The sequence below is a fragment of the Chryseobacterium sp. PTM-20240506 genome (assembly GCF_048296755.1).
GTDB lineage: Bacteria > Bacteroidota > Bacteroidia > Flavobacteriales > Weeksellaceae > Chryseobacterium > Chryseobacterium proteolyticum.
Window position 1 is genome coordinate 3406783 of the sequence record NZ_CP182581.1, and the last position, 22803, is coordinate 3429585.

18 protein-coding genes are annotated in these 22803 nt (G+C 37.1%); 4 read left to right on the plus strand and 14 right to left on the minus strand.

The features are described 5' to 3' along the window. The first annotated feature begins 6 nt into the window (after positions 1-6). A complete protein-coding gene (locus tag ACNFU2_RS15195) occupies positions 7-2118 on the plus strand; it encodes a glycoside hydrolase family 97 protein (RefSeq protein WP_373428013.1) in 2112 nt (703 codons plus the stop codon). A gap of 51 nt (positions 2119-2169) precedes the next feature. Here the strand turns inward: ACNFU2_RS15195 and ACNFU2_RS15200 are convergent, their stop codons facing one another. From ACNFU2_RS15200 to ACNFU2_RS15245, 10 genes are all read right to left on the minus strand, one after another. Continuing rightward, positions 2170-3513 carry a sugar porter family MFS transporter gene (locus ACNFU2_RS15200; RefSeq protein ID WP_273650422.1) on the minus strand — a complete coding sequence of 448 codons (1344 nt, stop codon included), beginning with the start codon at positions 3511-3513 and terminating at the stop codon, positions 2170-2172. 6 nt (positions 3514-3519) lie between these two features. Next, positions 3520-5274 (minus strand): class I mannose-6-phosphate isomerase, encoded by a 1755-nt coding sequence (locus tag ACNFU2_RS15205; protein WP_273650423.1) that lies wholly within the window; start codon positions 5272-5274, stop codon positions 3520-3522. Between the two features lie 29 nt (positions 5275-5303). Beyond that, positions 5304-6227: an ROK family protein gene (locus tag ACNFU2_RS15210; protein WP_273650424.1), complete on the minus strand. Its 924-nt coding sequence runs from the start codon at positions 6225-6227 to the stop codon at positions 5304-5306. Positions 6228-6235: 8 nt separating this feature from the next. Beyond that, complete coding sequence (locus ACNFU2_RS15215) at positions 6236-9562, minus strand: glycoside hydrolase family 38 C-terminal domain-containing protein (RefSeq protein WP_418122203.1); 3327 nt, start codon at positions 9560-9562, stop codon at positions 6236-6238. Between the two features lie 65 nt (positions 9563-9627). Further along, complete coding sequence (locus ACNFU2_RS15220; RefSeq protein ID WP_172282165.1) at positions 9628-10383, minus strand: GntR family transcriptional regulator; 756 nt, start codon at positions 10381-10383, stop codon at positions 9628-9630. Positions 10384-10639: 256 nt separating this feature from the next. After that, on the minus strand, positions 10640-13327 hold the full coding sequence (locus tag ACNFU2_RS15225) for a TonB-dependent receptor domain-containing protein (protein WP_273650426.1): 2688 nt from the start codon (positions 13325-13327) through the stop codon (positions 10640-10642). Positions 13328-13395: 68 nt separating this feature from the next. Further along, entirely contained in the window at positions 13396-13758 is a 363-nt protein-coding gene (locus ACNFU2_RS15230) for a hypothetical protein (RefSeq protein ID WP_172282169.1), read from the minus strand. A 19-nt stretch (positions 13759-13777) separates the two neighbouring features. After that, the gene (locus ACNFU2_RS15235) at positions 13778-14422 is read right to left on the minus strand and encodes a hypothetical protein (RefSeq protein ID WP_273650427.1); all 645 of its coding nucleotides are present in this window, start codon (positions 14420-14422) and stop codon (positions 13778-13780) included. 78 nt (positions 14423-14500) lie between these two features. After that, complete coding sequence (locus tag ACNFU2_RS15240) at positions 14501-15187, minus strand: response regulator transcription factor (RefSeq protein WP_007842513.1); 687 nt, start codon at positions 15185-15187, stop codon at positions 14501-14503. Between the two features lie 102 nt (positions 15188-15289). Further along, the gene (locus ACNFU2_RS15245) at positions 15290-16837 is read right to left on the minus strand and encodes a sensor histidine kinase (protein WP_172282173.1); all 1548 of its coding nucleotides are present in this window, start codon (positions 16835-16837) and stop codon (positions 15290-15292) included. A 201-nt stretch (positions 16838-17038) separates the two neighbouring features. Here ACNFU2_RS15245 and ACNFU2_RS15250 point away from each other — a divergent pair, with 201 nt between their 5' ends. Then, the gene (locus ACNFU2_RS15250) at positions 17039-17530 is read left to right on the plus strand and encodes an SRPBCC family protein (protein WP_172282175.1); all 492 of its coding nucleotides are present in this window, start codon (positions 17039-17041) and stop codon (positions 17528-17530) included. An 88-nt stretch (positions 17531-17618) separates the two neighbouring features. Here ACNFU2_RS15250 and ACNFU2_RS15255 read toward each other — a convergent pair whose 3' ends face one another. From ACNFU2_RS15255 to ACNFU2_RS15270, 4 genes are all read right to left on the minus strand, one after another. Then, positions 17619-17960 (minus strand): hypothetical protein, encoded by a 342-nt coding sequence (locus tag ACNFU2_RS15255; protein ID WP_172282177.1) that lies wholly within the window; start codon positions 17958-17960, stop codon positions 17619-17621. A 10-nt stretch (positions 17961-17970) separates the two neighbouring features. Then, positions 17971-20013: a S9 family peptidase gene (locus ACNFU2_RS15260; RefSeq protein WP_273650428.1), complete on the minus strand. Its 2043-nt coding sequence runs from the start codon at positions 20011-20013 to the stop codon at positions 17971-17973. A 175-nt stretch (positions 20014-20188) separates the two neighbouring features. Continuing rightward, positions 20189-20929: a uroporphyrinogen-III synthase gene (locus ACNFU2_RS15265; protein WP_172282435.1), complete on the minus strand. Its 741-nt coding sequence runs from the start codon at positions 20927-20929 to the stop codon at positions 20189-20191. 12 nt (positions 20930-20941) lie between these two features. Then, positions 20942-21703 carry a DUF4271 domain-containing protein gene (locus tag ACNFU2_RS15270; RefSeq protein WP_273650429.1) on the minus strand — a complete coding sequence of 254 codons (762 nt, stop codon included), beginning with the start codon at positions 21701-21703 and terminating at the stop codon, positions 20942-20944. Between ACNFU2_RS15270 and ACNFU2_RS15275 the strand changes: the two genes are divergently transcribed. Beyond that, entirely contained in the window at positions 21687-22403 is a 717-nt protein-coding gene (locus ACNFU2_RS15275; protein ID WP_172282183.1) for a polyprenol monophosphomannose synthase, read from the plus strand. The genes ACNFU2_RS15270 and ACNFU2_RS15275 overlap by 17 nt on opposite strands. Beyond that, positions 22400-22768 (plus strand): DUF4296 domain-containing protein, encoded by a 369-nt coding sequence (locus ACNFU2_RS15280; RefSeq protein WP_172282185.1) that lies wholly within the window; start codon positions 22400-22402, stop codon positions 22766-22768. Before ACNFU2_RS15275 ends, ACNFU2_RS15280 begins: the two co-directional genes overlap by 4 nt. Positions 22769-22803: the final 35 nt, after the last annotated feature.

A 22803-nucleotide genomic window follows, 5' to 3' on the forward strand; every position in this document is an offset into this window, starting at 1 on the left:
ATTATAATGAAAATAAAGACTATATACTTTTGTATGAGTATGTTGTTCACGATTGTTACGAACGGACAACTACTCTCGTCACCCAATAATCAGTTTAAACTGAACTTTAAAATAGAAGGGGAGGGAACTCCATATTATTCATTAAATTATAAAGATAAAACGGTTTTAAAAGAAAGCCAGTTAGGATTTGTTTTAAAACCCTCTTATTCCTATTTCTCCGATTTTAAAGTAGAGGGGATTGATTACTCATCTTCCAATAAAACCTGGAGGCCGGTTTGGGGACCCAATAAGGAAGTAGCTGATCATTACAATGAAATGCTTGTCCATTTAGTTCAAGATAAAACCGGCTGGAAACTGGATATCAGATTCAGGCTATTTGACGATGGTTTAGGTTTCCGGTATGAGTTTCCTGTCCAAAAGGATTTAAGGCATTTTACCATAAGCAGTGAGAAAACAAGCTTTAATTTAGGAAAAGATTATAAGGCATTTTGGATCCCTGCCGATTATGATACGAATGAGTTTCCGGTTACTACATCAAATCTGTCCGAAATTTCAAAGCTGATCGATGAGGTACGCAAAGAACCTCTGGCAGCAAAAGCACCCAGTGCCAGTCTTGCTGTACAAACACCTTTGATGCTGAAATCAAAAGACGGAATTTATATTAATATTCATGAAGCAGCTCTTATCAATTTTGCTGCAATGACACTCAATCTTGATGAGAAGAATTTTATTCTTTCTTCCAATCTGACACCTGATAAAAACGGAGACAGGGGTTTTGTTCAAACAGGTTCTGTAAGCCCATGGCGAACTTTGATTATCAGCAGTGACGCAAGAGATATTTTGGCTTCCAACCTGATTGTTAATCTTAATGAGCCAAGCAAAATTGAGGATACTTCATGGATCAAGCCGACCAAATACATTGGAGTATGGTGGGAATATTTTATAGGAGGTGGATCTACCTGGGCTTATTCAGACGATCAGGATATCCGGATCGGGCAAACGGATTATAAAACCCTCAAGCCGAATGGCAGACATGGCGCGAATACCAAGCATGTTAAAGAATACATTGATTTTGCTTCAGAAAACGGCTTTGATGCTGTTTTAGTGGAAGGATGGAATGAAGGATGGGAAGATAATCAGGCTTACAGAAAAGAACATATTTATAGCTTTACCAAAGCTTATCCCGATTTTGATGTAAAAGAACTGCAGGCTTATGCCAAAAGCAAAAATGTAAAGATTATCATGCATCACGAAACAACATCATCTGCGGTAGATTATGAAAGACAATTGATGGACGCATTTCAGTTTATGAAAGACAATGGATACGATGCCGTAAAAACCGGATATGTAGGGCCAATTATCCCGCGGAGTGAATATCATGACAGCCAATGGATGGTTAACCATTACAACTACGTTGCTGAAATGGCTGCAAAATATCATATTATGGTAGATTCACATGAAGCAGTGCGGCCAACAGGTCTTTACAGGACTTACCCCAATTGGATTGCTCAGGAATCGGCACGCGGAACAGAATTTGAATCTTTCAATGGCAACCGTCCGGATCATACCACCATATTGCCATTTACAAGGCTAATAGGAGGCCCGATGGACTATACACCAGGGATATTCGAAGGAGATCTTTCGGTTTATGGAACTAATAAAGCGAAGTTGAGTACAACGCTTACCAAGCAATTAGCACTTTATGTTACAATGTACAGCCCGCTTCAGATGGCTGCAGATCTGATTGATAATTACAAAAAATATCCTGATGCTTTTCAGTTTATCAAAGACGTGGCAGTAGATTGGGATTCTTCATATATTCTTGAGGCCGAGCCGGGTGATTATATTACCATTGCAAGGAAAGCTAAAAATAAAGATGAATGGTTTGTAGGAAGTATTACTGATGAAAATCCAAGAGAAGCAACGGTAGATTTGTCATTTCTACCTAAAAACCAAAAATTTGAAGCGGTAATTTATAAAGACGGTAAAAATGCCAGCTGGAAAAACAATCCTAAAAGTTATGAGATCTCCAGACAAATAGTGAGAACCAATACTAAGCTGAAAATCAAAGCGGCTCCCGGTGGGGGATTTGCGATGAGTATAAAGCCGGTAAAATAATAAAGAGTGATTGAAATCCCAAAATTAAGAATTTCAATCACTCTTTTTCTTTTATAGAGAATTATGTATTTCCTCTAAGGTTTTTCCTTTGGTCTCAGGTACTTTTTTCCATACAAACAAGAGTGCTGTGATAGCGATGGCCATGTATAACCAAAATGTAAAAGCATTACCAATAATTCCGACAAGAACCGGAAAAGTTTGGGAAACTAAAAAAACGGCTGACCACAGAAAGAAAGTAGCCACGGACATAGCGGTAGCTCGAGCCTTTGTTGGAAAGATTTCTGCAATAACCACAAATGCAAGAGGACCAAGGGACATGGCAAAACAAGCAATGTATCCAAGGATCGCGATAAGTATCAGATAACCCTTTTGTTCATTAAAAAAGGCAAAACCAATAATAAATAAACAAATAGCCATGCCGGAAATACCAAGAAGCAGTAACTTTTTTCGTCCCCATGTGTCTACATATTTTATGGCTACAAAAGTAAAAAGAACATTGATGATCCCCACGAGAACGGTTTGCATGAATGCAGAGTCTGAGCCGACTCCCGTTGCCTTGAAAATCTCAGGAGCATAATACATAATTGCATTGATGCCGGTAATTTGTGAGAATATAGCAAGGAAGATACCTATAGCCAATGCCCGTTTTAATTTGGGCTCCTTAAGCGCGCTGAAAGAAAGAGATTTTTCCTCTTTTAAAGCCCCCTTGATGGAATCCAGCTCCTGCCGGGCAGTCGTAGGATCATTGATGGTTTTCAGGATTGCTAATGCCTCAGTTTCTCTTTTTTGTCCGGCCAGCCAACGCGGACTCTCAGGAACAGTGAAGAGCAACAGAATAAAGATAACGGCAGGAATAATTCCCGAACCAAACATCCATCGCCATCCTGTCGAAATATTCCAGCTTTCGTTATGAATGCCGGCAATATAGGCATTCACAAAATAGATAACCAGAATACCACTCACGATTCCCAGTTGGAATATGGATATCAGACGTCCTCTTATGGCTGCAGGAGCCATTTCTGAAATATACATCGGCGAGAGCATGGAAGCAATTCCGATACCCATTCCTCCTATTATCCGGAATACTACAAATATCCACAGATTAGGAGCCAGTGATGTTCCTATGGATGAAATAGTAAACAATAAACCCGAAAGCATTAATACTTTTTTACGACCGATACGATCACTTAATGTTCCTGAATACACAGCACCTATGATGCAGCCCAGCAGAGCACATGAAGCTACCCAGCCTGTCATCAGATCGGATAAATGATAATAAGTTCGCATAAAGCCAATTGCTCCGGAGATTACAGCGGTATCATAACCGAATAACAATCCGCCTACTGATGCTACAAGAGTTGCCTTAAGGATTGTAGAATGAAACGTTTGCTGCATAGATGTTTATTTTATAACTTTTTGAGAAATCATCTGAGTACGTATGCTCGCTTTAATAGTCACACATTCTTTTCCTTCACTCTCTCCATATGGGCTTATGGTATACAGTCTTACATGGGCCGGAACGATAAATGTTTCAGCATAATGAATAACATAAGGCTCAAAAAGATGTTCTGGGCTTTCTACAATAATTTCCCTTCCATCAACAAGGTTGAGTACATTTACCACACCTCCGGTATGATGAACTACTTTTTTAGTAAACCAATGTCTTCTTGTTTCAATAAATGATAATGCATCTAAACCTGTACGTTCTTCCCGCCAGCCATCTCCTTCAGCAATAGGTTCTGTAAGGTTTAGTATATTTTCTTTGGTCCATGAAGTTGTTCGATCCCATTGTATAACATTTTTACCATGTGCCAATGATATGGGACGCGGTTTGCCATCCAGTCCCATACGCCCCCAATCCCATAATTTAAAAGTAAAAATATAAGGAGTTGCACTGATTTCCAATACCACAGAATTCGCTCCCGAACAATGTACAGTGCCCGAAGGAATAGATACATGATCATGTTTGCGGACCGGCCATTTTTGTACATACTTCTCTGCGTCAAAAGGAACCTGATCATATTGCGCAGCTTCCAGCTCCTTCATCATAAGCTGAGGGTCAATATTTTCTTTTAACCCCAAATAGACAAAAGCATCTTCTTTAGCATCCAGCATATAGTAACTTTCATCCTGTGTATAGGACATCCCGAACTTTTCTTTGATGTATTCCTTAAGCGGATGTACCTGTAGACTCAGATTACCCCCTTCCATAGTGTCCAGAAAGTCAAAACGGATAGGAAACTCATCCCCGAATCCCTCATATACTTCTTTTCCCAGCAAAGCTTCTGGCTGGAAAAAAACAAGATTGGAAGAAGGTATTTCTACAACCTGGTTTCCGAAACCCAATAAGAGACTATTCTCTTCAGGGACACAATCAAATCCCCAGGCGTAATTCGGAAGACTTCTGTCCAGGTCACATACCTCTTTTAGCCACTGGCCTCCCCATGGGCCGGGATCAAAAAACGGGACAACTCTGAAAGGAGCGCTTAACGTTTGCTGAAATGCATCAAATAAAGAAACAGTACTTATCATTTTAGGTTGATGTGGTATGGTCGTATCCAGAAGAAACTGACACTTATTCAATATTTGTTTCTTATAATGGTCACTAACGCGCCAGTCTACAAAATAAGCATGTTTGTATTGATATGCAAAAGAATCAGTATAGTTGGTTCTGCCCAGATTGCAGGCTGTATCTTTTCGGAAACGCATTTGTATTTCCCATCGAGGCATATCTGCATACATGGAAAGGTCTGCCTCGTCTGCAATTAAAGTGGCACCAGGGCCTATGATCACAGCACAATCCCCGATTTCTGATAGAAGGCTTTTGAGATCTTTAATCTTTTTAAAATCAAAATAATCTTCCAGTTTTAGGGAGGATATATAGCCAAATACAGGATCATCCGTTACATAAGGCTGTATCAATGCTGCAATTTCTTTTTCCGGTTTCATGGCCTGAATGGTATTGATCACCAATTCCGGATTTAGGATCTCTTTCAATGAGCTGATGACCTCTTCCAGATAAACCCCTGGATAGCACTCAATCGCGATAACTCTAGGATTACTTTCTTTTATTTGTTCAGTAATATTCTGCCAACCTGAAAAACAAGAGTGGCCTTTGATTTCAATGACGGGATGTTTATTAAAGTTTGATTTCATCTTGTGCAATGTTTATCAGTCATATTATTTTATTGGTTGTTGATGAGATGGGCTATGCCCAATAGGGCAGCTGTGCCGGAGAATTTTCCTTCAGTAAGATGAACTTTTCCCCAGGGTGTCCATGCGTAAGTTTCAATATAATTCCGTAAATAGGGTATGATAGAAGAACTGCTGGCCATAATCCCGCCGGTAAGCACCAGTATTTCCGGGTCATAAGCATGAATCAGATTAACAGCACATGCAGACCATGCCTGAAGGCTCTGATTCCTGATTTCTAATGCTTTTGTATTTCCTTCTTCAGCCAGAGTAAAGATCATTTCATAATCAACTACCGAAGAAGCTGGCAGATCTTCTGATTTACGCATGTTTGCGAGATTCCATGTTGAAGCTTCCGTTTCTACACAACCTTTATTGCCACAATTACATACATTCCCTTTATAATTGATCACCGAATGTCCTCCAAGAATACCCGCCGTAAAGTGTTTCCCCTTCAATAATTTTCCTTCTATGATAGCCGCACTGCCTATTCCAGTTCCCAGTGTCATGAGAACTGCATTGTCATGATTTTGTGCATTACCATATATCCATTCTCCTACCAACGCACTCCTGGCATCATTCTCTATGAAAAAAGGAAGATTAAACATCTTCTGGCTCCATTCCTCTAAATCGATTTCAGGAGCATCTCCAAATTTCTTATCGATAGAAAGTACTTTTTTCCGGTGGCTGTCTACGATCCCGGGAGAAGCAATACCTAATCCACCCAGATCCGATAAAGAAAGTTGTTGGGGTTTTAATAAATTTTCTACAGCTTCCCGGATATAAGGAAGCCTGGATCTGAGACCATTTGTGGAATAGGCATCAATAGAGGTGGAATCCAGTAAAATGCCATCTTGCACAATGCCGATTTTAATCTTTGTACCTCCCATATCTATGGCAATAACCGGTTTCGACATAACTTTAATTAAGGAATAAGTTTAATTTCAATAACATCCATTCCTGATAAACTAAGTTTTTCGTCAGGTGTTATTGTTTTGCCTGTTTTTACATCAATAAGCTGAGATGGTTTTAGCTTTTCCCAGGCAAATGTTGTTGTCTGTTCCCGCTCGTCTGGATTGTATAGTCTTATAATAAAGCTGTGATCTTCTTGTGGTGTTACACTTGTCACAACAATTTTGTCATTGCCAACTTTGAAAAGACTTCCGCCAACTTTGAATTTTTCATCGACAGAAACGGCAATAAGAGGTTGCGTAAAAGCAGACGCATACTTCTCATTGTCTACTGAATCAAATGATCCATGTGGACGTAGAGCATAGCGGTAATGCACAGGACCTTCCTGATCTGCTTTATAGTTGGTGTGCCAATAGTTGTTCATCGCATAGCTGAACCAATTGGTAGTGCCGGGAGCTCCTTTGTCTTTCCATTTTTTGTGGCTGTTATCAATAACCATTCTTTCGTCGATCATCTCAGTAGCTTCAATAAGGGGTGCTTCTAAAACCATCCATTGCATTCCCTTTTGTCCAAAAGAAGCATCTACCCATCGGCGGCTATACCAATAATCCATGTTGGAACCGGGAAGCTGATCAGTAAGATACCTCATGATACCATAACCTGCATCTACTGTTATATTCTTGAACTCAGCATTGAAGGGAAAACCAAAGTGAACCGATTCTTTGGTACGTATAGGTTTTTTATCCACAATATTTTCCAATCCTACTTCATCACTATCCGCAAACAAAGTAAGAATTCTTTCCAGTTTATTAGCACCTGGTGCTTCTGATATCAGAGAGATTTTGCTCATAACAGGTCCATTCTCTAATACTTTTATCTGCACATTCATGTTGGATTGAGCTTCCTTTGGATCAGAACCAGGAACATACCAATAACTGTTTAACCCTTGGTTGTTAAAAATTCCTACGTAATTAATATTGTTGTTATCGGTAAACTGGGTAATGCTTCCAGTCTTATGATCCCAGGTCACAGCAACCTTTCCATTAGAAATACTATTGTTAGTAACAGAAAAAGGCTTTGCGGAAGATACTTTTGCTTTAATGATAATGTAGTTTGCTGACCCTAGTGGTGGAACATCTTTTGCGATGAATATCATAGTTCCGTCCTGCAGCTTTTGTAAAGGAGCTGTATGACCTGATGCATCCTGGACGGCATTCCCCAATGATGTTCCAGGAATAATTACCGCACCACTTCGTAACCATGATGAGGTGTTGAAAACTGCAATGGTTTTGGATACAGGATTGGTTATAGGCTTTAGTAAATCAGCTTCCAGTTTGTTAGCCAAAGAACTTCCGTCAGTAGAAAACTGCTTTTTTACCTGCCATTGATCTTTAACGAACGGAAGGTCAGGAGCAGTAATACTATTAAAGGCTCCCCAGGTATGCTCATGAAATAAAATGACATTTCTCCATGCTTCATAAAAACTTTGGCTGTTATATTGAGTAGGATTGAGCATTGAGTACAGGGTGGTTAGCTGTTGTAGCTTAAGGCTGCTGTTTCGGTTAATCCCTTCTTCCCTGGCCGTAGACATTGCTCCGTCTTCCCAACGCGGACTGATATCTCCTTTTACTATTGGAAGCTGATCTCCATATTTCTTTTCAAAAACTTCAAACATCTTTTCATTCGTACTGAGAACGATTTTAGGCGAGATATATTTTTTATTCCACTCATCTACAAACTTTGATATTGAAGGATCTATAGGACCATTATCAGAAACAATATTATAACGCCACTGTACCATATCATAAGGATAATTGGTTTTGGTAAGGTCATCAAGATATTCAGCAATCTTTCTTTGCCCGTTTTCAAATACACCACCCGGATGGATGCCGTGCCATGAAGAATAACCTCTTCCGGCTGTCCAGAATAATATTTTTTCTTTACCCGAAGGCGATTGCCACCATACTGGTTTATCTCCCCAGTTTTTTACAAAATTTCCAACCCGGTCTCCAAGATATGGGTTGGTTTTTCCAAGATAATTGGGGCCACTGGAAAAATATTTTACTCCCGATGCAGTAAGTGCAGGAACCAATGACCAGGCAAAGCCGGGAACATCAGACATCATGGCACTGTTGATCTTTAATCCATATTCTTTTTCCAGCTTTTTCCCATATTCCGTGTAATGGTATAATTCTTCGGGCTGGCTAAGTCCCGTTAAAATATTACCATACATTGCTGAAAGACCTATATCTCCTTCTTTTACTGCTTTTACAAATAATTGTTTATCCTGAGGAGTAGCTTTTCGCATAAAGTTTTCTACATCCCATAGTGCTTCGACATTATATTTAAAACGAGCTTCTTCAGGTAAGTTCCGTGTTTTCTCAATCATTTTCAAGGCATCATATATATTTTGAGTATGAATCCTTTCCACTTCAGATTGTAAATGGGAATATCCTACATCCGTATGAGAATGATGTATGAAATATAAGGTGCGGGGAACGATAGCTCCAGCCTCAATAGTTTTACGGAGAAGTTCCTTATTACCGGAGGTAACTGATAACTGAACACTGCCTCCTTCAGGTGCAAGATCTACAGGTAGGTCAAATGTTTTAATACCATCCGGCATAGTAAAGGAGAAGGAATTCTTATTGTTTATTTTAGCCGTAATTTTTTGTTCAGGACCAAAGTGTAATGTAGTAAGGGTAATAAGACGTTTTCCATCTTTTAAAATGAACGGAGTGGAGGAAGCATCCATTTTCTCCTGGAAGGTAAATTTGTATGTCATGAACCAGTCCCTGCTATCCTGAGCTTGTCCTACAAGTTTCAGACGTAAAGGTTTTCCCGGAGTTACTTTATTGGCAGGAACTCTGAGATACGCAATACCATAAGAATCTTTTAAGCCGTCCATTTTAGTCTGGTTGAATACAAATGCAGTACTGTCTGCTGCTTTGGAAATCCAGTCCGGATGCTTATTTCCGGGATAAGTAGTGAGAGTCAGTGCTTTTTGATCGTTGATGTACAAGTCAAAATGGCGAATACCCCCACTGCTTCCCGAAGAATGGGAGACCAGCCAGTTAAAATATACATATTGCTTATTGCCTTTTTGTGGCACAGGAGCAGTTTCCCACTCAATTGCTTTTGCGCCATCCGTTGTGCGCGTAAGCAAAGCTCTCGTTGCATGATCCGGAAATGCAGAGAAATAATCAATATTCTCACCACTTATTTCCTTTTCATAACCGTTGGTAGACTGTATGTTACCAAAATAAGGAACTTTTTTTTGACTATAAACAAAATTGCCTGTCATCAGGAAGGACATCAGCAAAAGAAAATACTTGTACATGGACTTCATTTTTGGTTATATGTTAGAATGTTTGAACATATTAATGTCTAAAAAAATAAAACCTGCTAAGAAGATTTATTAATATCTATCGTATAGGTAAACTTATCAGAACGGTAGTATCCCACATTATATTCTACCGGCTTTCCATTGATATCATACACGAAACGCTCTCGTTTCAGAACCGGAAAAGCAGCCGGTACTTTTAGTTTCTTTCCTATCACGGCACCAGCCTGGCAGGCGCTTATATTTTCACGGGACCGGTGTACTATGACTCCATGATTCTCCTGCAACATGCTATACAATGGCATATCAAAATCATCATTTTTATCAAGGCCTATTCTTGGATGAAAATAGCTTTCAAAATAGACAATCGGATCACCGGAATTTTCTCCTTTTAATTTAGAAAGCTTAAATATTTTTTTATCTGGTGAACTGTTAAAAAAATGGCAGATTTCTTCATTAGGCTGTACTGTTTCTGTTTTTAACAATTGGTTAATTACATGAATACCTTTCTCCTGCATTTCTCTTGTAAAACTATACCAATGATCCAATCCTGTTGTAAGGCTTTTATTTTCAGCCACACGTGTTCCGACCCCTTTTTTCCGTACAATAAGACCTTCATGTTCCAGTTTATTGGTTGCCTGTCGGATGGTGTTCCGGGAAACTCCCCAAAGATTAGCCAGATCAACTTCCTTAGGTAACAGAGCTCCTTTTTTATAAACTTCCATCTTGATAAGTTTACGGAAAAGTTCTTCTACCTGTACATGCAGAGGGAGTTTACTATGATGATCTATCGTGAAATCTTTGGTTGGTATGTTCATACATATTAGAAAGTGTAAATATATAAAATTTTTAATGTAAATAGATTTTTTAAGTATTTTTTTGTTCTTTGTTTGTAAAATGGCAAAATCGGAGATTTGCAAAATTGTCATTTAATGCCTTAGCTCACCTTTGTCAACGGAGAAGGAACCACATTTTAATCTTGAAAAAATGTCCGTACCGATAAAATTTTATTCCAAAATAAAGGCAGCATTTGGATTAATGCTGCCTATTATATTTAAAAACTTATCGGTATTTTTAGAATGTCACATCCAGACCTACATAAAAATTAGCTTTCATAATAGGAGCGTAGAGCATTCCACCATCAAAATAATTCCCGAAAGGATTTTTAAAATCGATGATCGCATTCTTCTGATAGTAAGAGGTTAAGTTTTCGCCTCCAACATAGGCTCTCAGTTTTTTATTGAAATTTCTAGAAATCTGTGCATTCAAAATAGTATAAGATTCGGAATAACCGGGTAATTGAAACTCGGTTGGATTGCCCGATGTGTCCGGTAGTCTTTGCTTTCCAACCCAATTCAGAGTCGTATCAAAACTCCAGAAGCCACCCTTATCACTTTTGTTCGTAGAATAAGCAAGATTTACAAATCCGCGATTTTTAGCCATAAAAGGAATTTCCCTTCTTCCGTCAAGATAATCTGCCTGAACGTCATAATATTTGTAGGCAGCTTTTACTTCAAAGTTTTTAATCGGAATAAAATCCCACTGTATCTGCAAACTATTGGCAAAAGATTTTCCTTCCAAATTATAGAATACAAGCTGCTGTGGAGATCGGTCAAGGTCAACCATCACCTGATTCTGAAAATCTGTTCTGAAAAAGTCGGCAACGATGGAAGATTTTCTTCCGAAAATTTTAAACTCCTGCTGTAAACTTGCTCCATAATTCCATGCAATTTCAGGTTTTAATCCGTAAATATCTCCGCCATTTTGTATAATTTGAATCGTTCTGTTCGATGCAAAGTACTGTTGATTTTCCGCAAAAACCGAAGCCGTTCTAAAACCTCTTCCTGCTGACAACCTTAAAATGGTTTGTGGAGTGAAATCATATTTAAAGTTCATCCTTGGTGTAAACTGTGTTCCAGCCAGGTTGTGGAAGTCTACTCTTGCTCCGGCTACCAAAGTATATTTTAATCCTGTTAAGGTATATTCGGCAAAAGCTCCAGGTACGATTTCATTTCTTTTGTATGGAGTTGTAAGATAGGTTTCATCATAACCGTCATACATAAAACTGGCTCCGGCTTTATATTTGTGATTCGTATTCCCGATAATACTCTCAAAAATTAAATTGGAATAAAAAGTATTCTGTTTACCTGAATAATTTCTCAACCCGAAAAAGCTATCCTGCTGATGGTATACATACTGATTCATCCAGCCTATACTTTGATAAGGTTTACCTTTAAAAACATATCCGGTCTTGTTCCATACCTGAAATCTCGAAATATCAATTCCAACCCCGTACGGGCTTTGCTTATCCTGAGACAGCCTTTTATCAAAATCGGTCTGGCCTGCTGTTCTGTTATCCTTCACGAAATTAATTCCGAAGTGAGATCCAAAACCGGATTTTTCCAGGTCATTATAATTAAGCAAATATGCTGCATTGATTTGTGTCCCTTTCGGACGGTCAAGAAATCCGTCATTATTCATATCCGTATTTCCGAAAGTTCCATTTCCATGTAATAAGAAAGTCTGAGACCATTTCTCATTAATAGGAGATACACTCGTTATATTTGCCTCTGCTCTCCCGTTGAAATCAGAAAAAAGATTGAGTGATGTTTCCGGAGTCTTGGCATTTTTTAGAAGTTCGGTATTGATTTGCCCGGTAATACTTTCATACCCATTGGTTACCGTACTTCCTCCTTTTGTAAGTTGGATGCTTTCGATCCATCTGCCGGGAATAAAATTCAGCCCATAAGCGGAAGCCAAACCTCTGATCTCCGGTAAAAGTTCCTTGGTTAGGCTGGTGTATTTCTGATCAAGACCCAGCATTTTAAGCTGTTTCGTGCCTGTTACAGCATTACTGAAGGAAACATCTACAGTAGCATTTGTTTCAAAACTTTCCGAGAGATTACAACAGGCTGCTTTCAACAATTCCTTTTTGTCAATATTAAAAACTAGGCCTGCTTCGTTTTTGCTTAATGAAGTTGAAGCTTTCGACGCGGATAATTTTACTTCCTCAATCTTTTTTTCATGATGATCGTGGTTCTCGTTTTCCGCAGATACATTATTGTTACCGGACATTGTTTTTTCATCTTCTTCAAAATGAACGTTAGGTCCTTTTTCTCCCAACGCTACAGTTCTGTCGTAAAGGCAACATGAGGGAAGATTGTTATAAACGTTCTCTGTTGAAGTATACTTTTCGTTGTCATGCCCAACATCAGCAATCTTTTTTAAAATTTTATCTGCAGAAGTTTTGTTGCTGTCAAAGTTTAAAACAACAGTTTGTTTCTCAGCGCTCCAATTTGCAGAAGTAGCACCGGCATCTTTTGCTGCTTTTTCAATTCTTGCTTTACATGATGCACAATTTCCTTTGACATAAAATTCATTGTCAGCTTTGGATTTTTGTACTACCGTGCTTGTACTTGCATTGGACGGTTGAAGAGTTCTCTCGTAATGACAGCAGTCAGGAAGACTTTGATACACTTCATCAGTAGCTTTGAATTTCTCATTGTCGTGTCCCGCTTCAGCTACCTTTTTAAGAATGTCATCCGGAGAAACATTTCCTTCTGTTTCTAATGTTAAAGTTTGAGAATCTATAGAATATCTTGCCGCTTTTGCCCCTGCTTTTTTTGCTGAGGTTTCTATTCTTTCTTTACACATTTCACAGTTTCCTTTTACCTGAAACTGGCTTTTAAGATTTTGGGCAAATATAAAGGGTGCAGATAATAAGCATAATCCAAGAATTATCCTGGAAATAAATAATTTCATTTTGTTTAAAATTTAGATTAATTAAAAAATAGTCCATTAGCGCTCTAATGAACCTGCTGTATTTTTAATTAAGCTAGCTTTGGCGGTTCCCAAATCTCTTTTAAACGATCCGAAAGATGAGGATCACAATATTGGAAAAGTAATTTTTTATTGGCTTTATAGTATGATAATTCCAATAGAAAACCTTTGGAAAAAGGAGTTTCTATATATGAAAAACAAGCCACACATGTTGAACAGCAATCATCGTTGCAAGATGATTTTGATTTTTCGTGTTCTTTAGATGATTTTGATTGATGGTTCTTACAGCAGTCGTCTTTTTTAGCGTCCGCCTTACAGCAGGTCTGCTGGGTTGACATCATATAGAAGTTATCTTTAGGAATCAAGAAAATTCCTAAGCAGAAGATAAGGGTTATGATCTGAAATAACTTCACGATGGCAAAATTACAAAAATTATGGTAATGGATCACCTACTTTTACAGAACAATTGTGAAAAGGCTCTCCGTGAGCGGGGTTTAATTTCGGTTTCTCACCAGTTGCCAGACTTTGTTCAGGAGCTGAAACGGGAGTGTTTTGTACAGCATTTTGAACAGGCTGTGGAAGCGGTTTACTATTGAGAGGTTGTCCTACAGGAATATCACAGCGATGTCCCGGTTGTCCGTGAGGTGGATTCATGCCCGGAGCAGTTTTTACCGCCTTTCCTGTTTTATTATCCACCGTAAATTTTCCTGGTTTTAGTGAATTGGGATCGATTTGTATCGTTTGAGATCCATTATTATTTACCACAACATTTTGAGTGGTCTGGGCCTGAGCCGGTTTGCTGTTTAATGGCTGTCCTACAGGGATATCACAACGGTGTCCCGGTTGTCCGTGGGGTGGATTCATTCCCGGAGCGGTAACAGGTGGAGCTGAATTTACAGGTTGCACATTGCTCTTTATGCCTGCCTGATCTAAAATAGAAGCTTTTGGAGTATTATTAACAGCTAATGCAGGCTGCTGAATGGATGCCTCTTCTTTAATGTAAGTTGCTCTTTCATCTTTTTTACAGGAAACAGTAAGCAGAGAAAAAGCAGCAAGACCTAAAAATATATTTTTCATATCCTATCGTATAAAACAAAATTAGCAAAACATTTTCAATTGTTTTGCTAATTTTATATTTATAATCTTCTTTTGGAATTAATTCTTAACTAAAAGTCTGAATCCTTCTCCGTGAACATTGATGATTTCCAGTCCTTCATCATCTTTTAAGAGCTTACGAAGTTTTGCGATATAAACATCCATACTTCTTGCAGTAAAATAGTTTTCCTTTTTCCAGATCTTTCTCAATGCAAGGTCTCTTGGCATAAAATCATTTCTGTGGATACAAAGAAGCTTAAGCAATTCATTTTCCTTCGGAGAAAGTTTGTATTCTTTGTCACCTACTCTTAATTGTCTCAGCATGGAATCAAAGAAAATATTGCTGATCTTAAACTGTTCCTGTTCTTCATTTTCCAGGGTTGAGCTTCTCTGAAGAATTGCCTTAATCTTGTATAAAAGTAATTCCGTATCAAATGGTTTTGTAATATAATCATCTGCCCCCAACTGATATCCTTTCAGGATGTCTTCCCTCATATTTCTTGCTGTAAGGAAAATGATAGGAGTATTTTTATCTATTTTTTTTACATCTTCTGCCAATGAAAACCCGTCTTTCTTAGGCATCATCACGTCGAAAATACAAATGTCAAATTCATTTTCTGTGAATTCTTTGAGCCCCTGCTCTCCATCTGTTGCAAGAGTTACTTCAAAATTATTGATGGTTAAATAATCTTTCAAAACAGCTCCGAAACTCTGATCGTCTTCTACTAATAATATTCTGTTGCTCATAATTTTAAAAATTAAAAATTAATAATAAGAATGAACTTCCTCACTCTCTCTTCTTTTATATTTGTTATTTGGTTTATCTTTTATTGCTTCCTGTCTATTCTTCTATGTCATGGGAAGTTTTATCGTGAACACACTTCCTTCTCCCTTATGTGATTCCACGATAATCTGGCCCTTATGAAGTTCTACAATTTTTTTAACGTACGAAAGCCCTAATCCCTGACCTTTTACATTATGGATATTTCCCGTTTCTTCTCTAAAGAATTTTTCAAAGATTTTAGTTTTATTCTGTGTTTCCATACCCATTCCTTTATCGGAAATTTCAATCACATAGAAGTTGCCTTCATTTTTTGTTTTGATTTTGATATCCGGTGTATCAGGAGAATATTTGTTGGCGTTATCCAGTAAATTCACCAGCATATTGGAAATATGGAACTCATCGATCTTAAAAGTATATCTGTCAGCAGTAAACTCTTCCGTCAGTGAACCGTTTCTCTGTGCTACAATAAGATTAAATGATTCTGTCGTTTTTTTGATCAGTTCTCTTACATTGGTTTCTTTGAGGAACAGATTAACTTCATTTCTTTCAAGCTTCGACATATTAAGGACATTCTCCACCTGTTTTTTCATCCGAAGATTTTCCTGCTTGATCAGGTTGGAATAATATCTTACCTTTTCCGGATTAGTGGCAATTTTGTCATTCGCCAGAGAATCCGTAGCAACGGAAATAGTAGCTAAAGGAGTTTTGAACTCATGCGACATATTATTGATGAAATCCGTTTTTATTTCTGCCAGTTTCTTTTGTCTCATCATATAGTTGATGGAGATGATGTAGATTCCCAATATCGTAAGCAAAGAAAGGAAGGTTCCCAAAAGCATCGGCCAGTTATTCATGGCTAAGGAATATTCTTTTTTAGGGAAAACCAATGCCAGGCTGTATAAAGTACGGTCCTTTTTGTCTGTAAAAAGGGGATAGCTATATGTATTATTATCCTTTTTCTCTTTATATACTTTGTTAAAAACACTTGTGAGTTTATTGTTTTTATCAGTAACCCCGAAACCAAACTTTGCGGTAATGCCTTTCATTTTCAGTTCTTTGGCAAGAACAGAATCCAGAATAGCATCATCCACTCTTTTAGTAATCGGAAGGTTATTTCCATATACTTTGGCAAACTCCTTCATAGAGTAATCTCCGCTTTCTATATCCTGATTAATGTCAGCCGTAAGGAGTTCCCGGTTGGTGGTATCTCTTTTCAGTTTGTAAGCGGCTTCGTCCGTATATAAGGTTGTCAGCTTTAATGAATCTCCTTTCTGAGAAATGGGAAGCTGTGTTTTTTCAATGATATTTTTAGAATAAATAATCTGCCTCTGAGCCCCAGAATCCTCTACCTGCTGGATCGTAGTTAAAGAAGGTTGATTATTATTGGAAATGACATTTTTTCTGAAATTTTTAAAATCTTCATTCAGGTACTTTTCCACTTCAATTTCAGAGATATTTTTTGCTGTATTTTCTAAAGCCGCATAGACTTTATTCGAAAAATCTTGTTCTAAAGCATTATAATATCCTTTCAACCAATAAAATTGGAGTGTAACAAAGACAATCAATGATATTGTCATAAACACTGAAATTATTGGGATGAATTTATTATTCATTAGCTTGTTTTAGGTTGTTCGGAATGATGAATGTTAAAATTAATTGTTTTCAGACTTGATAAACAAAAAACGAGCCAAAAAATTGTATTTTTTTTCTTAAAACCATGTTTTTTAACAATTTTTTTATAAATCAAAAATAACTTGTCTTATGAAAAGCCTCACCTACAAATAAAGAAGTAAGTTTGTTAAAAATAATTACGTATGGAATCAAATATCATTTTTAACAAAGATTTTGACGCAAACAGCATTTATGTAATGATTATTTACAAAGCTGATGTTTCAAAAGTGTGGGATTATTTTACCAAATCCGAATTATTAGACCAATGGTGGGCTCCAAAACCCTGGAAATGTGAAACGGTAAAAATGGATTTTAAAGAGAATGGAATCTGGCATTATGCAATGATAGGTCCCGAAGGGGAAAAAATGTATGGACAGCTTAAATATGGGGAAATTATGGAACACAGAAGCTTCGATGGGATAGATGCTTTTTGTGATGAAAACGGAAATATTAATAATGATTTTCCGCAAGCCCAATGGCTGATCGGATTCACTGGAATTGAAGAGGGAACGAAAGTAACAATCAACATCCATTTCGAATCCCAGGAGGCTTTAAAGAAACATCTTGAAATGGGCTTTGAAGAAGGATTTAAAATGGGCTTGAGTCAACTTCACGAAGTTTTGGCCGTTCATTAATATTGAATGACATATGTTCAACAATTAAGAAATTATATTAAAAACGAAAATGTGGCAGTTTAAAATGATTAACTGCCACATTTCAATTTTAAAGAAGCTCCTCATCCTGAAAATATTGGATGATGGCCTTTTTCATTAATAAGGTTTGCTCATTAGCCCTAAGTTCAGGAAGGTCCTCTAATTTGTCAAATTGGGGCCATCCATCTTCATAATGCGTAAACTTATAGTAGCCAAAGGGCTCCAGTAATCTGCAAACTGCAATATGAAGAATATTGAGTTTGTCATCTTTTGAATATTTTTGATGACCACTTCCAAGTTCCTGAAGTCCAATCAGAAACAATAAAGTTTCAATGGGAGGATTTTTTTCAGTCTGAAAGTTATCTTCAAAAAACTGTTCTATTTTTTTCCAGTATTCAGATTCGTTAATCATAATTTATACATTATCTTTTATCAATCATCAACAGGAACGCATATTCTAATGCATCTTCTTTTAATGATTCAAATCTTCCACTTGCTCCTCCATGTCCTGCACTCATATCGGTTTTGAAAAGTAAAAGATTCTGGTCTGTTTTCAGTTCTCTCAGCTTGGCAGTCCATTTTGCAGGTTCCCAATATTGTACCTGGGAATCATGCAGTCCTGTGGTGATGAGCATATTCGGGTAATCTTTAGCTTCTACGTTATCATACGGGGAATATTCCTTCATATAATGATAATATTCTTCATCATTAGGATTTCCCCATTCGTCATATTCTCCCGTGGTCAATGGGATGGTTTCATCCAGCATTGTGGTTACCACATCTACAAAAGGGACTTGCGCAACAATACCGTTAAACAGGTTAGGTTCATAGTTAACTACAGCCCCTACCAATAATCCTCCGGCACTTCCTCCCATTGCATAAAGATGCCTGGATGAAGTGTAATTTTCTTTGATCAGGTATTTTCCGGCATCTATAAAATCAAAGAAGGTATTCTTTTTAAATAACATTTTACCATCTTCATACCATTCTCTTCCCAGGTATTCACCACCGCGGACATGAGCAATTGCATAGATAAAGCCTCTGTCCAAAATAGATAACCTGACATTTGAAAAGCTGGCATCTACGGTATGTCCATAGCTTCCGTATCCATAAAGCAGTAGGGGAGTATTTTCTGATTTTTCTGTGTCTTTATGGTAAACCAGTGAAATAGGAATTTTTGTTTTTCCATCTCTTGAATCCGCCCATATTCTCTCCGAGATATAATTTTCAGGGAAAAATTTGCCTCCTAAAACCTCCTGCTGCTTGAGAAGTACGGTGGTTTTGTTTTTCATGTTGTATTCGTAAGTGGAACTTGGTTGGGTTAAAGATGTATAACCGTATCGTAAAATTTCCGTATCGAACTCCAGATTGATTCCAATATAGGCTGTGTAAGTAGGATCTGAGAAAGGAAGATAATAGGCTTCCTGAGTTTTTTCGTCTATGATTTTTATCTGTAACAAACCTTGCTCTCTTTCTTCAAGGACAAGGTAGTCTTTAAATATTTCGAACCCTTCAAGCAGGACTTCAGCACGGTGGGGAATTACATCTACCCAGTTTTCCATCCCGCAGTTGTCAATTTTAGTTTTTACAAGCTTAAAATTGAACGCATCATCAGCATTGGTGATGATATAGAATTCGTCTTCATAATGCTCAACGGAGTACTCAAGATCATCTATTCTGGGCTGTATAATTTTCCATTCAGCGAAGACATCATCAGATGGAATGAACCGGTGTTCATCAGAGATAGTGCTTGAACTTGCAATGAATATATATTGCAAAGATTTTGTTTTAAAGACATTTACATCAAAGGTATCATCCTTTTCATGGAAGATCAAAACATCTTCCGATGACTCAGTTCCCAGTTGATGTCTGTATACCTGGAACGCACGTAAGCTCTCATCTTTTCTGATGTAGAAAACATGTTGGTTATCATTTCCCCAGACAGCCTTTCCTGTTGTATTTTCTATTTTATCCGAAAGGATTTCTCCTGTTTCCAGATTTTTGAAATTGATGGAATATATTCTTCTTCCGACATTGTCAGATGAAAAAGAGGCGATCTTATTACTCGGGCTTACTGCAACACTTCCAACTTCGAAAAAGCTTTCTCCTTCAGCAAGGATATTTACATCGAGTACAATTTCCTCAGGGTTATCAAGGGTTTTATATTTTCTGCAAAAAATAGGATATTCCTTTCCCTCCTCATAACGAACCATGTACCAGTATTCATTAAAAAAATAAGGAAGTGATTCATCATCTTTTTTATAGCGGGACTTCATCTCCTCATAAAGCTCTTCCTGAAAATCTTCCGTTTCCTTCATCATGAAATCTGCGTAAGCATTTTCCTGTTCGATGTATTCTATGACTTCGGGATTTTCTCTTTCATTGAGCCAGAAATAATTATCAGTTCTTTTGTCTCCGTGTATTTCGAGTATTTTTTCTATTTTTTTTGGCTGGGGAGCTTTCATCCGGTAGTTTGATTTTTATAGGTCTGTGAATCATGTGGAATGCCATATCAATTTTTCACTATAGAAATATGAATAAGGCATTTCATTCAATATTAATTCTTGTTCAAATGTAATTAAAAAAAAGCCATCTTTCCTTTAATCGAAAAGACGGCTGTTTTATGTAAAATATTAAAACCTATTTATGAAGGCTTTTAATATATTTTTCAAGTGCCATTGTCATAGATGGTGTTTCCTTGGTAGGAGCCATTACATCTACTCTCAATCCTGCTTCTTCGGCTGCATTTAAAGTCGTGTTTCCAAAAACGGCAATTTTGGTTTCATCTTGTTTAAAATCCTCAAAGTTCATTTGAAGCGACTTAATTCCTTGCGGACTGAAGAATATCAGCATATCATAATCTTTAATGTTGATATCACTCAGATCACTGCATACCGTTCTGTACATGATAGCTCTTGTCCAGTCAATATTTGCCGCATCTAATGTTTTAACGATATCAGGACTTAAAACATCTGAAGAAGGCAATAAATATTTTTCTGTAGGAAACTTTTTGAAAAGAGGCAGCAAGTCTGAGAAGTTTTTCTCCCCAAAGCTGATTTTTCTCTTTCTGTAGACAATGTGCTTTTGAAGGTAGTTCGCAATTGCTTCGGACTGGCAGATATATCTCATGGTATCCGGGACTGCAAAACGCAGTTCCTCTGCTAATCTGAAGTAATGGTCTATAGCATTTTTACTGGTAAAGATGATGCCAGTATATTGCGTAAGATCTATTTTTTGTGTCCTAAGTTCTTTATTGTCAACCCCCTCTACATGGATGAACGGACGGAAATCGATCTTTATTTTTTCCTTCTTCGCTATATCCAAATATGGAGAAGACTCACTAGGCGCTGGTTGAGAAACCAATATAGACTTTATTCTCATCATTGACTTTTATTAAAAAAATAACAATTTCCAAAGCAACAATAATGGTGCGATTTGGAGGGTGCAAATATACAAAAATTTATAATACCATTTTTCAGGTAAGACCTTGTTCTTGTGAAATAAATAGAAAAAAACTTTAAAAATAAACACAAAAGAAAAGAATATCAAATAGTAAGAAAATATTTTATTTCTGTCGACTGGGAAATAATAGTGGGTTATACACAGAATTATTAGTAAAAAAGACAAAATGAAATAAAATTTAGTGGAGGTAAAATAAAAAATAAGCCATTTTTTAGTGTCACCTATACTTTGGTAAAATAAAAATCCTAAAGTTGATTTTATTAAATAAAAAATACTGATTGCAAATAGACAATATCCAAATTTGTTCATCTGATATCCTAAAATCTGTAGGTCGGCAATATATTTAGGAACAATTGGAATGTATTGAGATAGAAGTACAGCCAGGGTGAGGGTGGCCACACAGGAAGTTATTATCCAGCTTGCTAAATTATTACTGGCATCAAAATATTTTTGAAGAAGGAAATCTTTTAGATTGGCTCCTCTTTCTACAATATTCATCATAAAAAGGTACAAAAATATGCAGCCCAGCAATATAAAGATTACCCAATCATTGTTTTCAGGAATCCTTACATGGTTTACGAAGTTTTGTGATAATAGCAATCGATTGTTTTTTGCAAAATTATAGAATATTTTGTATAAAATAAAAAGGTTAAATAAACTATCTTTGCAAACTGAAATGAAAAAACTTGTCATTATTCCAACTTATAACGAAAAGGAAAATATTGAAAATATTATTTCCGCGGTTTTTGCATTGGAAGATGACTTTCATATTCTTGTGGTGGACGACTCTTCACCGGATGGAACAGCCACCATTGTAAAGGAGCTTCAAAGAAGGTTTCCCCATTCTTTACATTTATCCGTAAGGCACGTGAAAGATGGTTTAGGAAAAGCTTACATCCATGGATTTAAATGGGCTCTTCAAAATAATTATGATTATATTTTTGAAATGGATGCCGATTTCTCCCATAATCCGGATGATCTTCCAAGATTGTATGAGGCTTGCTTACAGGCTGATATGGCTATTGGTTCCCGTTATTCCAAAGGAGTAAATGTGGTTAACTGGCCTATGGGCAGGGTTTTGCTATCTTATTTTGCCTCAAAGTATGTGAGGTTCATCCTGGGATTGCCTATTCATGATACAACGGCAGGCTTTGTGTGTTTTTCAAGAAAGGTTCTGGAAAATATAGATCTGGATAATGTAAGATTAAAAGGATATGGTTTTCAGATTGAAATGAAATTCAGAGCATTTAAGAAAGGCTTCAAAATTGTAGAAGTTCCTATTATTTTTACGAACCGTATTTTAGGAGAAAGTAAAATGAATGGCGGAATTATCCATGAAGCGGTTTTTGGGGTTTTAAATTTAAAATGGAAATCATTAATTAACAGATTATGAAAAAATTAATTTTTCTTTTTGTTTTGATGCTTGTATTTTCCTGTAAGAAGTACATTGATAAGCCTAAGAATCTTGTTTCTGAGGGTACAATGTCAGAGATTCTTGCTGATTTGGCAATCAATGATCAGGCTACTTTTATGTTTCAGAATACCAATCTGGAAAGCGGAACCCGCTTTGTTCTTAAAACTCATAATGTAAAGCCGGATGACTTTGTTGCAAGTTTTAAGTATTATGTGGTAGAGCAAAAGATGAGTGGGATTGCTGATGATGCTCAAAAAATATTATTAAAAAAAGATCCGAAAGCAGATCAATATGTCAAAGATAAAATCAAGAAGAATTTAAGTCCTCCTGTTTTATCAAACTAATGTAGAATGTATTCGTTGGAGATCAACCAATGATG

Bases quoted from the DNA above. Each gene is read 5' to 3' on its own strand.
- ACNFU2_RS15195 (WP_373428013.1), top strand. From the start codon at position 7: ATGAAAATAAAGACTATATACTTTTGTATGAGTATGTTGTTCACGATT.
- ACNFU2_RS15200 (WP_273650422.1), bottom strand. From the start codon at position 3,513: ATGCAGCAAACGTTTCATTCTACAATCCTTAAGGCAACTCTTGTAGCA.
- ACNFU2_RS15205 (WP_273650423.1), bottom strand. From the start codon at position 5,274: ATGAAATCAAACTTTAATAAACATCCCGTCATTGAAATCAAAGGCCAC.
- ACNFU2_RS15210 (WP_273650424.1), bottom strand. From the start codon at position 6,227: ATGTCGAAACCGGTTATTGCCATAGATATGGGAGGTACAAAGATTAAA.
- ACNFU2_RS15215 (WP_418122203.1), bottom strand. From the start codon at position 9,562: ATGTACAAGTATTTTCTTTTGCTGATGTCCTTCCTGATGACAGGCAAT.
- ACNFU2_RS15220 (WP_172282165.1), bottom strand. From the start codon at position 10,383: ATGAACATACCAACCAAAGATTTCACGATAGATCATCATAGTAAACTC.
- ACNFU2_RS15225 (WP_273650426.1), bottom strand. From the start codon at position 13,327: ATGAAATTATTTATTTCCAGGATAATTCTTGGATTATGCTTATTATCT.
- ACNFU2_RS15235 (WP_273650427.1), bottom strand. From the start codon at position 14,422: ATGAAAAATATATTTTTAGGTCTTGCTGCTTTTTCTCTGCTTACTGTT.
- ACNFU2_RS15240 (WP_007842513.1), bottom strand. From the start codon at position 15,187: ATGAGCAACAGAATATTATTAGTAGAAGACGATCAGAGTTTCGGAGCT.
- ACNFU2_RS15245 (WP_172282173.1), bottom strand. From the start codon at position 16,837: ATGAATAATAAATTCATCCCAATAATTTCAGTGTTTATGACAATATCA.
- ACNFU2_RS15250 (WP_172282175.1), top strand. From the start codon at position 17,039: ATGGAATCAAATATCATTTTTAACAAAGATTTTGACGCAAACAGCATT.
- ACNFU2_RS15255 (WP_172282177.1), bottom strand. From the start codon at position 17,960: ATGATTAACGAATCTGAATACTGGAAAAAAATAGAACAGTTTTTTGAA.
- ACNFU2_RS15260 (WP_273650428.1), bottom strand. From the start codon at position 20,013: ATGAAAGCTCCCCAGCCAAAAAAAATAGAAAAAATACTCGAAATACAC.
- ACNFU2_RS15265 (WP_172282435.1), bottom strand. From the start codon at position 20,929: ATGAGAATAAAGTCTATATTGGTTTCTCAACCAGCGCCTAGTGAGTCT.
- ACNFU2_RS15275 (WP_172282183.1), top strand. From the start codon at position 21,687: ATGAAAAAACTTGTCATTATTCCAACTTATAACGAAAAGGAAAATATT.
- ACNFU2_RS15270 (WP_273650429.1), bottom strand. From the start codon at position 21,703: ATGACAAGTTTTTTCATTTCAGTTTGCAAAGATAGTTTATTTAACCTT.
- ACNFU2_RS15280 (WP_172282185.1), top strand. From the start codon at position 22,400: ATGAAAAAATTAATTTTTCTTTTTGTTTTGATGCTTGTATTTTCCTGT.